Raw genomic sequence first — 14,884 nt, 5'->3', positions numbered from 1 at the left:
GAACAAGAGCATCCGGGAGTGGACCGAGCTGCTGGCCGGCGACGAGGTGCTGGCCACGGCCATCCTCGACCGCCTGCTGCACCGAGCGCATGTTCTCAACATCAAGGGGCGCAGCTATCGCCTGCGGGATCTGGAGGAGGCTCTCCAGCGGGCTCACGCTTGAGCCGTCGTAAAACTGGATGTCGCCTTATCTCGTAAATCTCGGTGTCGCTTGACAATGGGCGAAGAGGAAGCCCGTGTGCCGGGGTGAATGCACGTCATGCTCGGTATCGGAGAACAGGTGATGGTGCCGGTGCTTGGCGGCCCACCACAGCACGCTTTTTTGTGCGGAGCTCTGGGCAAGACAGGCGAGAATGAACTGGAAAACGCGGCTGGTGGCATAGGAGCGGTGCGAGAAGTAACGGTGGTAGCCGGCCGTGATCCCAAACATCCGCAGCCAGTAGAGCGCAACGCCGAGCGCCACTGCTTCCCACGTGATGCCGGTCCAGATGGCGGCGAAGCACGCTGCGTGGACGAGGAGAAAAGGGATCACCTGCGGGTAGATGATATCATCATGGTCAACATGATCATGGTGCGGCGCGTTGGAAGGTGTCGGAGAACTCATTCTATGTCCGGAGTATGGTTGCGATTGCTGGGCATGCGCTGTCCCGCACGCTCATATGGACAACCGTTTAGCTATAAACTACCCGAACGAGAAGACAGGTTTGGTGCGACTTAGCGGACCTGCTGAGAAGGAGCCGATAGCACTGATTTCAGGAAGGGCAGCTTGCGCAGGCTGTCCTCGCATGGCGCATCACGACGTCAGGGCAGCTCACGGGCGGAAAAGCCTCTGCCGTGCGGCTCTCCTGACTGCCTGGACGGTGTGGCCTGTGCTACGGCCAAATCTTCAGAGCTGATTGACAGATATGTACTACTGCACGCGCCGCTTCTAATGTCGTCGTCATGAACGCTTCTGATGTCATGTAGTCCTGGCCATCTGAAATCTCGTACCATTCGAGAACGACGGTTCCGGTCCCGTTACCGTTATCCTCGACACAGTAGCAGCACCGCTCGAAACAGCTGCCGCTCGGATGGTTGTATTTCCCATCAACAAGGGTGCCCACCATGCAATCGCTCATGGCGCCTAGTCCTCAAAGTGGGCGGTCTCGATCTTGAGGCTCTTCACCGCCTCCTGGATCTTGCTGACCACCTCAGGATCATAGCCGCCATTGGACTTGGCGCGGACATCGATGACGACCTCCACGTCGCCCTTCTCCTGGAGAGGAAGCACGAGCTTCTCAAACAGGAGACGAATGTGGCGCATGCTCTGACCGGGATCGACCGGGACCGAGCTGAAGAATGACTTTGGGAGCTCGTTCTTATCGACGTCAATCTCGATGCCACCGCCTTCGCCAACATCCTCGAACCCATCGGGGACGTCCAAGCAGTCCGGGCCGCCTGTCTGTTTCGGCCGGGGAGATTACCGCCGGGAGAGGCATCTGTCGCATGGACCAAAGCCTGATGCGCTCCGGCGATATATGGTCCGGTACCGCAAGGTGCTCACGGGAGGGACAGGAGGCTACAGCGCGAGTTGCACTCAGGATGGTCGGAGGGCGGCTAATCGACCAGTCAATGGTTGGGGCGGTTCCCAACCCGAAACCACCGGTCTTCGAGCGCTGTAGATTATAGCTTCCAATCCGCGCGGGCGCGTATATCTCGACCTCTTGATTTCTGAATCGAAATCTTTTGGCTAATACCTACACACCGAAGTTCTGACTTCAGGCAAGAGCCAGTGATGATAGTGCCTCGCGATCCCGCGTGTCGTCCGGGAGACCGAGGCCAAGCCAGGGCTCAAAACTTCGTCACTTGGGTTTGTACTAACCCTCGAAAAATCCCACGACCGACACGGAGGCGGTCATCAAACCCGTCGTGCTGGAGCGTTCGATGCCGAAGCCTGCCCCCCCGCCACCAACCCACAGCAGTATCGCGTGGTTGGCGGTGAAGATGTCCTGGCCGTAGAACGTTCCCTGTCGGGTTAACACCAAGTACTGGTCTCCAACCCCTAGGCCGGGCGGACCGTTGCCCCAGAGCGTAGCCATGACATCTTGTCCGGGAGGTACTCTCACCTGAACTGAGGCACTCGTGAGTACGAGCGTCTTTCCGGGTGGAGGCGCCCTGATAGGGAAGTTATAATAAGCGCCTGGCTGCCCAGGCCAATTGTTCATTGACACCTGGAAGGGATCATCTTGGGTGATGATAGCGCGCACTGCCATTGCTCGTGTCCTCTTTGGCGGGCGACCGCGTCGTTAAAGCGCTTTTGGTTTCAGTGTAGAGCATAGCCGGCGTGCCTGATCCAGCCTCGGGCATCTTTTGCGGTGATGGTGTCGGGGGCGGGTTTGAGTTCCGCTTCCAGGGCTTCAAGAGTGCGGGGCGCTTTTGCCTTAAGCCGCTCCTTCACCTTGGCCCAGGCGGGCTCGATTGGGTTGAACTCAGGCGAATATCGCGGCAGGTACAGCAGTCCAATTCCGGCCTGGGCGAGCAGGTCCCGTACTTCCGTGGCGTGATGCGGGCGCAAGTTGTCCATGACCAAGATCGCATCCGGCTTCACCTGCTGGAGCTTGGGCACCAGCACCTGTTCGAGATAGGCCAGCAGCACCGGCGTGGAGGTGGACGCCTCGATGCTCATCGTAGCCACCAAGCCATCACACGCGAGTGCGCCCAAAACCGTCAGCCGCTGCCACGAGCCGAGCGGGATCGACCCGTACGCCCGCTGCCCGCGCGGGGCTCGCGCATGGGTACGGGCCATCTTGGTGGTCACCCCGCTCTCATCCAGGAACACCAGGCGTTCCGCGGGCATGTCGCTCATCTGCTGGCGATAAGCCTCACGCTCGGCGGCAATCTCGGGCCGCTCCTGCTCGGCCGCCCGAAGGGTCTTTTTTTCGGACGCAGCTTGAGGCGCTTGAGCGCCTCGCAGATCACCGCCAGACACACCGTCACGCCCGTTCTCTCGGCCAGGCGCTCGCGGTACTCGCGCAGCAGCGCGTCATTGTCCTCAGCCACGAGCTGACGCAGCACCGCCAGAGCTGCCGCATCCAGGCGCGAGGGTCCGCCGCCGCTGTGCGGCTTGGGAGCACGCCGGCCCTCCTCGCGCTCCTGGCGGCGCCAGTTCGACACGGTGGCGGGACAGACCTGGAAGCGGCGGGCGATCTCGACCTGAGGAAGGTCGCCGCGCGCGCAGGCGACCAGAACACGCTCACGCAGATCAGGAGAATAGGGCTGGGGCATGGCTTGCCTCCCGGACCATATCCCTGTCAACGCACAGACCACCCCAACGGATTCAAGCCTAGATCAAAAGCGCTTTAGCATAGAGGCTGTGTCACGACAGGTAGAGACCACCGCCTGAAGCAACAACAAATCGTCAGCCGCAGGGGCAGCTCCTGCGTGTGATCCAGGTGGAGCGGCAAAGGTTGCTGCAAAGAGTGCAGCGGTCGAAACGATCCGTGCCGGATACGACCGCTACATTATGACTGGACTGGGCGAACTCGATTAAGGGCAGGTCACAGGACTGTCGGGAATACCACTGCCTATCGGGCTTGGAAAAAAGATGGTCACGGGGGAGCCCGGAACTAGCCAGCTGCCTGCCGGAGGGCTTTCGGTTGCCGCCAAGCCTTGCCCGCTTGCACCGGAGGGAAAGCTTGCCTTAAAGCAAAGGCCGGCCCCGGCGAGAATGCTTTCCGCGCTGCCCCTATCTCGCCCAACAACGTCGGGCACTACAATGGTTGGTATGGCCACATAGATGTTGATGCCTGCACCGGGTGCCGTCACTCCGAGAGGAGCAGTCGCCGACGCCCAAGCGGCGAAAACGAAGTCGGCTGCACAAGCGATCCCATTGTAGTCACCGTACTTTGGACAGCCAGCACCGGTTTGACACATTTCCCCTGCCGGGCATCCCCCGGGACTAAAATCACAACGGTTTCCGCTTCCACCGCCGCCCGCCGCTCGGCAGGTTCCCGCAATCTGCGGCTGGACGCTGCACATCTCCGAATCGCCCATGCTTCGCGGTGCACAGGGCCAGCCCGAGGCACACTGAGGATCAGCATTTTTGGAGAGATTTAAAACCATATCGTTCGGCGAGGCGACAAAGTAGTCTGTAAGGTCGTTGCTGGCTCCCGCTGCCGTCGCGGCGCTACGGTCATACCAGCCAGTCCATGCCCCCGCGCGCGTTGAGCACGACCAGGGCATAAAGCGTCGCGCCGATAAGATATCACTTACAACCCTGCGGATCGGGAAGGTACGACCACCATCGATTGATTCTATCACCACGATTCGCTCACCGCTCACGCCGTCGTTTTCGGCGAAGGACACGAAGAGATGGTTAGGCTTAGCGGTATCAGGATTGGGGGCCACGGTAGGGCTGCTCAGCGTGTTGCCGTCATTGCAGCGGTCAAGCCCGGGAACCGGGCATGTGACGCCACCGCTGAGTGTAGCTACCGTGACAGGAAAACCTGCTACCGCAGTTAACCCATTGGCGCACGATGTGAAACGGTTGAGCAGGACGGAGTTGCCACTGAGGGTGACGACATAGACGTCACCCGCCGGTCCGACTGCCACGCGCGGGAAGTCGCCAGCTCCGATGATCGCAGCTACGGCCGTCCACGTAGCGCCATTGTTTTGAGAGCACGAAATAGAAGGGGTAACGTTGCCGCTACTAATAGCACGACAATCCGCGATTGACGCGACGGGCGTGAAGTTGCGCCATGTGGCGTATAGTTGATCATTACCTCCCGCAGCCGTGTTTATGGCGTCGGCCGCGATGTGCTCCTGGTCTGGGAAACATACGCCGGCACCGGTGAGTGGGCATTGTGCGCTGTAGCCCTGCAATTGGAAGTTGGCACCATTGTTGACTGAGCGGCTCACCGCATTGGTACAACCCGTCACATTGAGTTGTGGGACTGTTCCAATCGGGGTAGCGATGACGGCGAGATAAAAGGCCCCGCTTGCGGCGCGGGTCAGCGAGGGATCGTTGACATTAAAGACGCCGGGTGCGCCCGCTGCAAACGTTGATGCTCGGTTGGTTGAGAACGATAGCCCCTGATTTGTGGCGATGACTACATTGTTGGCATTCGCACTCGCGGCTATCTCGATTTCGCCTAGCCCAACTTGGGCGGCAACGGGCACCCCCACCGATGGGTTGGTAGCCTTGAACTGAGCCGTGGAACCCTCTCTTGGGACAGTGTCTTGACGCGACGAATGCCGTCGGCTCTCGGTTGCCCGCAGCCTCTGGAGCGTCTCTTGGACCTCGCTAGGGTTTCCTTGCTTGGCAAAACGCACGCTGCGCGTCAACTGCTGCGCTGATTGCAGCAGTGTTTGTGGAGCACTGGGTAAAATTGTGACATCGAACATTACCACTCTATCGTAAGCTGCAATCGCCGTAATCAAACGTTGCACGCTTATATCAGGAAACGAGGTTTCTCTTGATCCGCGCCGTGGCAAGCGCTCACTAAATTTCACTTCAACCGCCGGCCATCCCCCGACCTCGATGAACTCCGCAGGGTCGCCCCGCGAAGCAGCGATGGCTTCAAGGCGTGCCAGCGCATCCGCGTAGCTAGTACGTGGCTCAACAGTGATGAGGGCCCGTGCGACGGGGAATTGCGTCAGCTGCTCGAGGCCCTTTCCTTCGACCGGTGGCTTAGTACCGTCCAAGACCACGAGTTCCTTGGCATTCCGGTAGATCACCGCGGCCGGGGTCCACGGGTCAGAAAAGCGGACTTCGGATTGGGGATCGAGGGCAAGCGCTCTGAATTCCCGGCTTGTTTCCTGTTGCGCCAAACCTCTAGACGCGCCGCAGAGAACGAAGATCATCAGTGCGGCCACGAAAATCTTGGCAATACCGTTCGTAGAGTTCACGACGCCCTCCAAAATTTAGGGCTCTTACATCGCGGTCGTTACCGCACGACGGTGGGTGACCTAAGCAGCCATCTCTCAGTTATTGGAACCGCAACCGTCGTTCGTTGTGATTCTACGCCCTTCTTGGCCCCTGGGCTATCCGTTTGGTCGTGTGTCGGCGAGAAGTTCGGGTGAAGACTTGGTGAGCAGGCGAGCCAGATACCTCATGCGGAATGATCGCGGTCGCCAAGCGCATTTCAGGCGCAAGCGACCTCGTCCAACACGGGATTTGAAGCGGGGCGGATTCCAACAACTTAACTGACGTGGGTGGGCTAGAGATCCGCTCGTCCGTCGATGCAAGTCCGGTGTTGGCACGTCTGCGACATTGGTCGCCCCGCAATCCATGCCGGCGCATCCGCCAGCTCCGAATCAGCTTACGGCCTATGAATCACTCCGATTTCGCCTTGGGAACTTTCACTCGGACAGGCTCTCAGAACAGTTGTCTGCTCGCAGATGGTGATCCCCTCCTGCAGCAGCGCGCCAGCCCATCCGAGCACGAAATTGAGCGGGTGGATGACACCGCCGTGCGTGTTGAGCATGCCTCCCAGGAAGTCGCTCGATCCCGTCTCTTCGCGAAGCTCTTCCGCCGACAGGATGCAGCACCCGTTGTCACCAAGGGCCGAGCCGATCCATTCACATTCCTGTTTGAGAGCCTCGAACGATGCCACATTGTGAGCACAGCGCAATGATCCGCTCGGTCGATATTGCGCTTCCGTGATATTGTACTCATCGACTAGAGTTCCGATATGCTCGACGGCTTCTAGCCCGAGCTGGTGCATCCGGCTCGCCGTTTCCAGCCCGTAGCGGTTGCCGATTTCCTTGAACGATACTCTGAACTTCCCCCCGACGACGCCGCCGTTGCGCCCGCTGGCGCCCCAGCCGACGTGATTAGCTTCCAGAACGACGGGAGACAATCCCTTGCGGCCAAGATACCGGGCCGAGGACAGGCCGGTATAGCCTCCGCCGATGATCGCAACATCGAACCGATCTGCACTCCGGAGACGGCTGAATCGGGGCCTCGCCGAAGACGTTGCTTGCCAGAGAGACGGTCCGAAGGGTGCTGATTGATGAGACATCATAGTGGAGGCTCCCGGTATCAGAGGCGGCCGGCCTGCCCCTTCAACGTAGCACCCAGTTCGCCATCGATCGCATCGGCAAGCTGTGCGAGCGTAGCGAAGTGGAAATCAGGAGTCTCCACCTTTGCCGGAACGGGCGTTCCGCCGAAGCCCGCCTGCCCCTGGCGCCGCTCGATCCAGCAGGTTGTGTAACCGAGCTTCTTGGCAATGCCAATGTCGTGATACTGACTCTGGGCGACGTGCAGGATCTCCGACTGCTTGTATCCAAAGGCCGACTGACGTCCTTTGTTGAAGGCGAAGAAGTTCGGGTCCGGCTTCGCGCAGCCGGTCTCATCGCAGGTCACGCTGTCGTGGAACGGATTTCCTAATGTCTCTGAGTAGGCCGAAAAGGCTGTCCTGTCGGCATTCGTCATGGCAACGAGGCGGAAATTCTTCCGCAAGCGCCGGAGAGCTTCGACGGAATCCTCGAAGGCCGGATGCCGCAGCATGGCCAGCTGGAAGGAGTGGGCGACACGCTCGCTGGAATCGAGGCCCAGTTCCTTCGCCATATGCAGATAGACATCACCCATGGCGTAGGATGACCGTCCGTAGTAAATGTCGCGGCCGCGCAGGTATGGCCCGTAGATATCATCGTCGAACAGGTGTTTTGCCTTTTCTCCACCGAGACCCCGTGTCGCCATCAGAACGCCGGTCTCGAAATCAATCAGGGTTCCGACCACGTCAAAGGTCAGCAGTTTGAAATCAGTAATTTTCATCGTGTCACTCCATCATACCAAGATGAATTTCAAAGTACGCTGCAGATGCGGTGTGCATCGAGCATGGCCGAGTGGATGTTCCGACTGGATACGGCGTCGCCGATACGATGAAGTTCGAAGCCCTCGTCCTTCAGCTTCGGTTGTGGGTGCATCGACAGAAGGGCGTTGATGTCGGTCACGCCATCATTGGCCGATTGCGAACGCAGCCCCGCATAGACGTCTTCCATCGGCACGGTACCCTGCTCGACGACGACATGATCGACGTCGATGAGGCTTTCCTGCTGGGATACCTCGTTCACAATTCTCGCCTGCAGGCGGTTGTTCACACGGTTCACACTAACAAGTTTGGTGTCAAAGACGGGATTAATACCAAGTTCCAGGAACCGCTTTTTCCAGCGGAAGCGCTCGACATAGGTCAATTCCTCGGCGATCTGACCGTCAATCGAACAATAGGTGACATTCAGACCCTGCGATGCGAGCTTCTCGGCCGCGAGGGGAGCCGGGTGGCGTCCCGTTCCGTCGAAGACGAGCACGCTGCCGGAGGCCGAGGCGTGGCCCGTGAGGACGTCCCAGGTATTCATGCAGTGATCCCCGCCCGAGGTGAGGTCGACGTTAGGAAGACCTCCGGTCGCGACGATAACGACATCGGGATTGAGGGCCTGCACATCAGAATCCTCCATATAGGAGTTGGTATGTACCCGAACATTCAGGCGTTCGAGTTCGGAGACGCGCCAGTCGACTATGCCCATAAGGTCGCGGCGCCAGGACCCGGCCGCACCGACCAGAATCTGTCCGCCGAGTTGTGGTGCAGCCTCGTAGAGTGAAACATTGTGCCCACGTTCCGCACAGATCCGCGCGGCCTCCAAGCCGGCGGGACCACCGCCGATCACGGCAATGCGCCGCTGCGGCCCCTCCGTTTTTTCGAACTTGTGGTGGAGCTGCGCCTCGCGGCCAGTCGCCGGATTGTGAAGGCACGAGGGGCGTTGCGGGGACTGACAGTGCGTGGCGCCGACGCAAGGGCGGATCTCGTTTTCGCGCCCGGTTCGGATCTTCTCGACGATATAGGGATCGGCGATTTGGGCCCGCGTCATGGCAGCCATATCAAGCTTGCCTTCGGCGATGGCGTAGCGAGCGGAGGCGACATCGGCAATGCGCGCAGCGTGGAAGACAGGTAGGTCCACTTCCCGCTTGAATTGCCCAATGGGTTCGACCCAGGGAGCAATCGGCGAGCCCATGCCAGGCATGTTCTGCTCGGAAAGACCGCGCATCGTATCCATCGAGCCATAGACCGCGTTGATGAAATCGACGGCACCGGCATTTCTCAGGATCAGCGCGATCTCGACACAATCATCGAATGAGAGGCCTCCGGGGGTCCGCTCATCAATGGTAAAGCGCATTCCAATCACGAAATCGTCGCCGACCGCCTTACGAATTGCCTCATGAACCATCAGCGGGAACCGGACACGGTTCTCAAGGCTACCGCCGAAGTGGTCCGTTCGGCGATTTGTCAACGGCGACAGGAACTGTCCGATCAGGTGACCCGCGGCGAGGGTTTCCAAGCCGTCCAATCCCCCTTCCTTGCACCGTCTGGCAGCCTCTGCATAGGCACGGACGACACGGTCGATATCGTGCTCATCCATCTCCTTCGGAATGCTTCGGTGGAGGGTTTCCCGGATGACGGAGGGTGCAATCGTCGGAAGACGGTCTCCTGCATAGGGGTCGCCTCGCCGTCCCAGATGCGTGATCTGGCACATGAGCGCCGCCCCTTGCGCGTGCATGCGCTCGCTGAATTGCTGGAAGTACGAAATGATGCGATCGTCACCTACATTGAGCTGCCGGAAGATGTTGGGCGAGTCCCTGTCGACATTGGAGGAACCGCCGAACATGGACAGCGCGAGCCCGCCCTTCGCCTTTTCGGTGTGATAGAGCTGGTAAGCTTCCCCAGGCATACCGCCCTCTTCGAGCCCGGCGGCATGGCTGGTGCTCATGATCCGATTGCGCAAAGTGAGCTTGCGGATCGTAAGGGGCTGAAGAAGCGGATCTTTCGTGATCTGCTGATGAGTGATTGTGCCCATGGTTCGTCTGTCTCTTTTGACAATAGGGGTTCGCTCGGCCAAATCGCTGTCTGGCCGCTCGTGGTCCTGTTGCTGCTGCGGTCGCTGTTTCGGGCGTGAGCCCGGGTCTTGCTACAAGACTTGGCTTAGGAAGCGCCTAGTCCTCGGGTCCTTCGCATTGTTGAAGAGCTCCGATGGCGGGCCATGTTCGACAATGACTCCTCCATCGGTAAAATAGACGTGGTCGGCGATCTCACGGGCAAATCCCATCTCGTGTGTCACGAGAATGCAGGTCATGCCTTCGGCGGCCAGTTGCTTAATAGTGACGAGAACCTCTTTGACCGTCTCAGGGTCGAGAGCAGCCGTCACTTCGTCGAAAAGCATCACGTCCGGACACATGGCGAGGCTGCGGGCGATTGCAACGCGCTGCTGCTGCCCGCCCGATAACTCGCCGGGATAAGCATTTTCCTTGCCCTCAAGCTTCACTTTGGCGATGAGCGCGCGGGCCCGCTCCTCGACCTGCTGTTTTGGCTCATTGAGTACGAGAAGCGGAGCCAGCATGACATTCTCAAGGGCTGTCTTGTGGGGGAACAGGTTGTACTGCTGGAAGACGATGCCGACCTTGCGCCGCAGCGCGACGACATCGAGCTTGGGGCTGTTAACCTCAATTCCTTCAACCGTGATAGAGCCTGATTGAATGCTGTTCAGGCCATTGATGCATCGGACGAGAGTCGATTTGCCGGAGCCGGATGGTCCGATGATGCAGATCACCTCCCCCTTTCGCACATCCAGGCTGATGCCCTTCAGCACTTCAACGGCGCCGTAAAATTTCCGGACATCGCGCAGCGAGACGATCGGCGTATGGGATGTCCAATTTCGAGGGACATCGCCTTCTATAGTTTTAGTGAGAGACAGCATATTTCTGCTCGAGCTTTCTTGTCCAAAGAGCGATGGGGTAGATGTACGCGAAGAACAGGCACAGCAGGAAAAGGTAGAAGGGGAGCAGAAAATCGGGCCGTCCCCCACCGGCCTCCATAGCCGCCTGAGCGTTGCCGACAGCCTCATGAACTCCCAGGATCGAGGCCATGGGCGTGGCCAGCGTGAGTAGCGCGTACCAGTTCATCCATGGCGGAATGGACCGCTTGATGCATTGCGGCAGGATGATGTGGACCATCGTCTGCCGCCTGTTGAAGGCCAGTCCTTCCGCCGATTCCCATTGGCCGGTCGGAATCGAGTTGATGGCGCCGCGAACGATCTCGCTGATGTTCCCCATGACAGGCAGAGAGAAGGCGAAGGTTGCCTTGATCCAATCCGGAATAATGACCTTCTCGCCAGATAGGCTCACTTCAACCGGGAGGAGGTACATGACCGTAAACAGGATTACGAGCCACGGTGCGTTCCGGAAGAGATGCGTGACAAACTTTGCAATAGCACGCGGAACGGAGATCTGGCTGACCTGCGCGATGCCCAGTGCGACGCCCAGCACGGTCGCAATGCCCATCGCGAGAAAGCTCATCAGCAAGTTGAGACCAAATCCTTTCAGGATGAACGGCAGCCAGAGGATTAAGGTGTCAAGTTCAGACAGGTTCGTGTCGGCGGCTCCGCGGTTGTTCAGGTAAACGGCCGCGAAAACAGTTACGAACGCGACGACGAGAATGACGCCGTGGTACCAACAAATCCCAGAGACGGAGTATTGCACCGGAGTGGCGTGGCCAGTATCGGTTCGCGCCTGTGTCATCGTCCAAATCCTGGTAATGCGAGCTTCTTTTCTACGAAGCTCAATCCCGCACCGAGCAGGGAGACGACCGCTACGTAGAACGCGAACAGGATCAGCATCATCTCGGGAACGTTGATGCTGTCGGACCAGACCTGGTTCAGGACATAGGTCATTTCGGGAACGGAGATCACGTAGGCAAGCGAAGTGGTCTTCGCCAAGCTGATGAGATTGCTCGCCAGTGACGGCAAACAGATCCTGAAGGCGAGCGGCAGGGTCACATGGCGGTAGATCTGCCACTTCGACAGGCAGAGGCTGTCCGCCGCCTCCAGCGTCGTGCGAGGAACGGCCTCCAGACCGGACCTGAAGATCTCGACGTTGTATGCGCCGCCGAAAACACCAAGGGCGATGATTGCCCAAGCGAAAGCGGAGACCAGGGGTTCGGTGTAGCCGCCCATGTCGACCTGCGGTGTGAACGCTCCCAATCCGAAGTAGAAGAACAAGAGTTGGATCATGGGTGGCGTGTTCCGGAACGCCTGGATGTAGGCGTTGATGGTACCGCGCAGAACTCGCGACCCCGATCCCTGCGCCCAGGCGCCGAGAACACCAATGACGAGCGACAGGAGGATTGCTCCAAACATCAATTGCAGTGAAATGACCGCACCAGAAAGAAAGCGATCAAATTCATAGCGGTCGTAAAAGATGTTGAAGTTCAGACCCGTCTTTTCGTACAAGTCGTTGAAGAAGGGAGCGATGAGCTCGAACATTCCGTCCCCGCTTTCCATTGCTTAAAGAGCCATCCGGTCACGCATGGAATAGATGCCCGGTTACTTCGGACCCTCGAGGTAAGAAGCATCCCACTGGTGCTTCTCGTGCTGCTGAGCGAACCAATTCGAAGGCTTCAGCTTGTACTTGCCCTCAAGCTCGACGAGCTTGCCGCTCGCCTGCCAACGATAAGCCATTCCCGTCATGAACACGCCCCATGGCTTGTCGAGTTCCTCAATCGGAACAGCACTCGCCCAGGGATTGTTGTAAAGTACGGAAACGGGCATCTCGTAATCAGCCCATTCGGGCGTCTCCAGATCCGCCATGATGCTTACGTCATCGTACAGCCACGCGACGCACTTGCTCGTGCGAAGGGCTTCCTTGCCCTCCGAGTTGCCGGCGAAAGCAACGATCCGGACCTTGTAGTCCTGTTCGACCTTCTTGTTATAGGCGACGCCCTGCTTGGCGCAGACCGGTTTGCCTTCAATGTCCTTCCACTCCTTGACAATGCCCTTCTTCGCCATCAGCGTCGGGCCAGACGTCCAATAGGCCGGTTCGATGATGCCGACGGCCTTCCGGCGTTCGGCGGTGTCATACATGCCACCGATGATCAGATCGATCTTGCCCTGCTGCAGGAATTGAATACGGTTCGCGGAATTGATGATGACGGTCTCGATCTTCACGCCTAATTTGTCTGCGACATCCTTGGCCAAATCGACCTCGATGCCCTGCATCGTGCCATCCGGAGCCGGATAGGACCAAGGTTTGAATGCCCCCTGCACGCCGACGCGTACGACGCCTCTGCCAAGAATTTCACTTACGCGATTTTCAGCAGCGCCAGCGGGAAGAGCCGTAAGGATCGCACAGGCACCGACGGCCAGTGCAACGACGGACCATTTGCCAGCTGCGTTGGAATAGTATCCCATCATCTCTTCCTCTCTGTCTGTTCCCATATTGTTATAATTTGGAGTTTGTTTGTGCTTAGCGAGCCTAGTAATCCCGAAGCCGCTGCCACTCTTTTACCGGCTCACGGTATCGAGACATCCAATTAGTATCGCGGCTCTTTCTACTTTGGAACACTAAGACAATTTTGCCTGCACCAGATTACAGCGCCTCAAAGAGGCTCAAAATAGAAACTTTGCCGACTGATATGCAAATTCTGCATACTGAATCATGCGCTATCGAGAGGATGCCATTTGTGCCTGACAAAGGGCGGCCCCTCCGGTTGAATGCTGGGAAGAGCCCGAAGGGGAAGGTCTGTTCACGGTGCGCGCCGTGACAAGGCGGCGTTTTCCAGTGGGTGCAAGTCCCACCCGACAACCCTTTCGGGGAAGGCTGATACGGCTGGGTGGATTGAGCAAAGAGTACGCCCAGCCGCTGCACCGGGGTCGTGGCGGCAGCATGGACACAAGGAAAGCGCACGCAACACGGGAAGCCCCAGGACGTGGTCAGGGATGACCAACCGGACGCCCGCGAGGGACAGGCCGGGCGCCCTGGGGTGGCGGAGAGGTCCGTAGTACCGCTGAAGCCAGTCAACGCTGGTCGAGGAAAGGGACCTCAGTTCAAGACAGACGCAAGACGTGGTGAGGGACCTGGAGATTGGGCAACCTATCAACTCCAAAGAGTGTTCAGAAACTGCAGATGGCGTTGCACGCGAAAGCGAAGGCAGAAGCCGGCTATCGCTTTTACGCCCTGTACGACAAGATCAGCCGCGAGGACATCCTGGCGCATGCCTATGCCCAGTGCCGCTCCAACAAGGGCGCACCGGGGGGCGACGGTCAGGACTTTGCGGACATCGAGGCCTATGGGGTCGAGCGGTGGTTAGGCGAACTGGCGCTTGCGCTCAGGCAGGAGACTTACCGACCGGACCCGATCAGACGCGTGTTTATCCCGAAGGCCAACGGCAAACTCAGGCCGCTGGGCATCTCGACCGTGCGGGACCGGGTCTGCATGACAGCAGCGATGCTGGTGCTGGACCCGATCTTCGAGGCCGACCTTCCACCGGAACTCTACGCCTACCGGTCCGGGCGTAATGCCCAGCAGGCGGTGATCGAGGTGGAAGAGCTGCTGTTTCGAGGCCATCCGGACGTCGTGGACGCTGACCTCGCGGACTACTTGGATCCCGCTTCATAATGCCCCCTGGTTCATGAGGTCTGCTCGAAGAGCCCCCGCTGATGGTCTATCACTTTGACGCGTAGACCTTTTTGTCTCCCTTTGGTGACGTGCACTGCTTCGATCTCGCCACACTTGACACGCTGCAACACGGTTTGGCGCGAGACGCCGAGTCTGCCCATGGCCTCCCGCATGGTCACGAAGCCGTCGTCGACCTTCCCGCTAAAACGGGCGATGAGGTCATCGGTCACGCGGATCCGCCAGGGCGCGCCCGGTGTCAGCTGCTCTCCGGGAATCATGCCGGCATTGAGCCATCGATGCAGGGTCGAAGGAGCGACGGCGAGCACTTCGGCGGCCTTCTTGATCGTCATGACCTCGCCTTCGGAAGCCGGCTTCGATTCGAAGCACGGGATGTCCCAATGCCGCCGCAGATTGCCGACACGATTAGCCTCGAAGCGGTGACCACGCGCGGTCCTTCGACCC

15 protein-coding genes and 2 pseudogenes are annotated in these 14,884 nt (G+C 59.0%); 2 read left to right on the top strand and 15 right to left on the bottom strand.

What is annotated here, in order from left to right; genetic code table 11:
- Nucleotides 1-142: pseudogene (locus tag FS320_RS26955) on the top strand (ATP-binding protein); the annotation flags it as partial.
- A gap of 75 nt (nucleotides 143-217) precedes the next feature.
- On the opposite strand, the pseudogene FS320_RS26950 reads toward FS320_RS26955, so the two are convergent.
- The 14 genes and pseudogenes from FS320_RS26950 to FS320_RS26890 form a co-directional block, all read right to left on the bottom strand.
- Nucleotides 218-604 (bottom strand): annotated as a pseudogene (locus FS320_RS26950) (acyl-CoA desaturase); the annotation flags it as partial.
- A 268-nt stretch (nucleotides 605-872) separates the two neighbouring features.
- The gene (locus tag FS320_RS26945; protein WP_152715142.1) at nucleotides 873-1,106 is read right to left on the bottom strand and encodes a hypothetical protein; all 234 of its coding nucleotides are present in this window, start codon (nucleotides 1,104-1,106) and stop codon (nucleotides 873-875) included.
- A 17-nt stretch (nucleotides 1,107-1,123) separates the two neighbouring features.
- On the bottom strand, nucleotides 1,124-1,423 hold the full coding sequence (locus FS320_RS26940; protein WP_152715140.1) for a hypothetical protein: 300 nt from the start codon (nucleotides 1,421-1,423) through the stop codon (nucleotides 1,124-1,126).
- 433 nt (nucleotides 1,424-1,856) lie between these two features.
- Entirely contained in the window at nucleotides 1,857-2,024 is a 168-nt protein-coding gene (locus FS320_RS45295; RefSeq protein ID WP_153885332.1) for a hypothetical protein, read from the bottom strand.
- Between the two features lie 278 nt (nucleotides 2,025-2,302).
- On the bottom strand, nucleotides 2,303-2,878 hold the full coding sequence (locus tag FS320_RS26935; protein ID WP_342211961.1) for an IS630 family transposase: 576 nt from the start codon (nucleotides 2,876-2,878) through the stop codon (nucleotides 2,303-2,305).
- Nucleotides 2,842-3,264, bottom strand: a complete 423-nt coding sequence (locus FS320_RS26930; protein WP_152715136.1) for a helix-turn-helix domain-containing protein — start codon at nucleotides 3,262-3,264, stop codon at nucleotides 2,842-2,844. Before FS320_RS26930 ends, FS320_RS26935 begins: the two co-directional genes overlap by 37 nt.
- A 261-nt stretch (nucleotides 3,265-3,525) precedes the next feature.
- Nucleotides 3,526-5,886: a PASTA domain-containing protein gene (locus FS320_RS26925; protein ID WP_152715134.1), complete on the bottom strand. Its 2,361-nt coding sequence runs from the start codon at nucleotides 5,884-5,886 to the stop codon at nucleotides 3,526-3,528.
- A 413-nt stretch (nucleotides 5,887-6,299) separates the two neighbouring features.
- On the bottom strand, nucleotides 6,300-7,004 hold the full coding sequence (locus FS320_RS26920) for an NAD(P)/FAD-dependent oxidoreductase (protein ID WP_152715132.1): 705 nt from the start codon (nucleotides 7,002-7,004) through the stop codon (nucleotides 6,300-6,302).
- 17 nt (nucleotides 7,005-7,021) lie between these two features.
- Nucleotides 7,022-7,756, bottom strand: coding sequence for an HAD-IA family hydrolase (locus FS320_RS26915; RefSeq protein WP_152715130.1), 735 nt, complete (start codon nucleotides 7,754-7,756; stop codon nucleotides 7,022-7,024).
- 29 nt (nucleotides 7,757-7,785) lie between these two features.
- Nucleotides 7,786-9,831 carry an NADH:flavin oxidoreductase gene (locus tag FS320_RS26910; RefSeq protein WP_152715128.1) on the bottom strand — a complete coding sequence of 682 codons (2,046 nt, stop codon included), beginning with the start codon at nucleotides 9,829-9,831 and terminating at the stop codon, nucleotides 7,786-7,788.
- Nucleotides 9,832-9,942: 111 nt separating this feature from the next.
- A complete protein-coding gene (locus FS320_RS26905) occupies nucleotides 9,943-10,728 on the bottom strand; it encodes an amino acid ABC transporter ATP-binding protein (RefSeq protein ID WP_152715126.1) in 786 nt (261 codons plus the stop codon).
- Nucleotides 10,712-11,548: an amino acid ABC transporter permease gene (locus FS320_RS26900; protein ID WP_152715124.1), complete on the bottom strand. Its 837-nt coding sequence runs from the start codon at nucleotides 11,546-11,548 to the stop codon at nucleotides 10,712-10,714. The genes FS320_RS26905 and FS320_RS26900 overlap by 17 nt, the downstream gene beginning before the upstream one ends.
- The gene (locus FS320_RS26895) at nucleotides 11,545-12,291 is read right to left on the bottom strand and encodes an amino acid ABC transporter permease (protein WP_152715122.1); all 747 of its coding nucleotides are present in this window, start codon (nucleotides 12,289-12,291) and stop codon (nucleotides 11,545-11,547) included. Before FS320_RS26895 ends, FS320_RS26900 begins: the two co-directional genes overlap by 4 nt.
- A gap of 60 nt (nucleotides 12,292-12,351) precedes the next feature.
- Nucleotides 12,352-13,218, bottom strand: coding sequence for a transporter substrate-binding domain-containing protein (locus FS320_RS26890; RefSeq protein ID WP_244627408.1), 867 nt, complete (start codon nucleotides 13,216-13,218; stop codon nucleotides 12,352-12,354).
- Nucleotides 13,219-13,930: 712 nt separating this feature from the next.
- Here FS320_RS26890 and FS320_RS26885 point away from each other — a divergent pair.
- Nucleotides 13,931-14,422, top strand: coding sequence for a reverse transcriptase/maturase family protein (locus tag FS320_RS26885; protein WP_202882900.1), 492 nt, complete (start codon nucleotides 13,931-13,933; stop codon nucleotides 14,420-14,422).
- 11 nt (nucleotides 14,423-14,433) lie between these two features.
- Here FS320_RS26885 and FS320_RS26880 read toward each other — a convergent pair.
- Nucleotides 14,434-14,884 (bottom strand): helix-turn-helix domain-containing protein (locus FS320_RS26880; protein ID WP_338105505.1); only part of this gene is annotated, 451 nt, incomplete at its 5' end.

Source organism: Microvirga tunisiensis (genome assembly GCF_009296175.1).
GTDB classification, from domain to species: domain Bacteria; phylum Pseudomonadota; class Alphaproteobacteria; order Rhizobiales; family Beijerinckiaceae; genus Microvirga; species Microvirga tunisiensis.
This window is presented reverse-complemented; position numbering and strand designations above follow the sequence as displayed.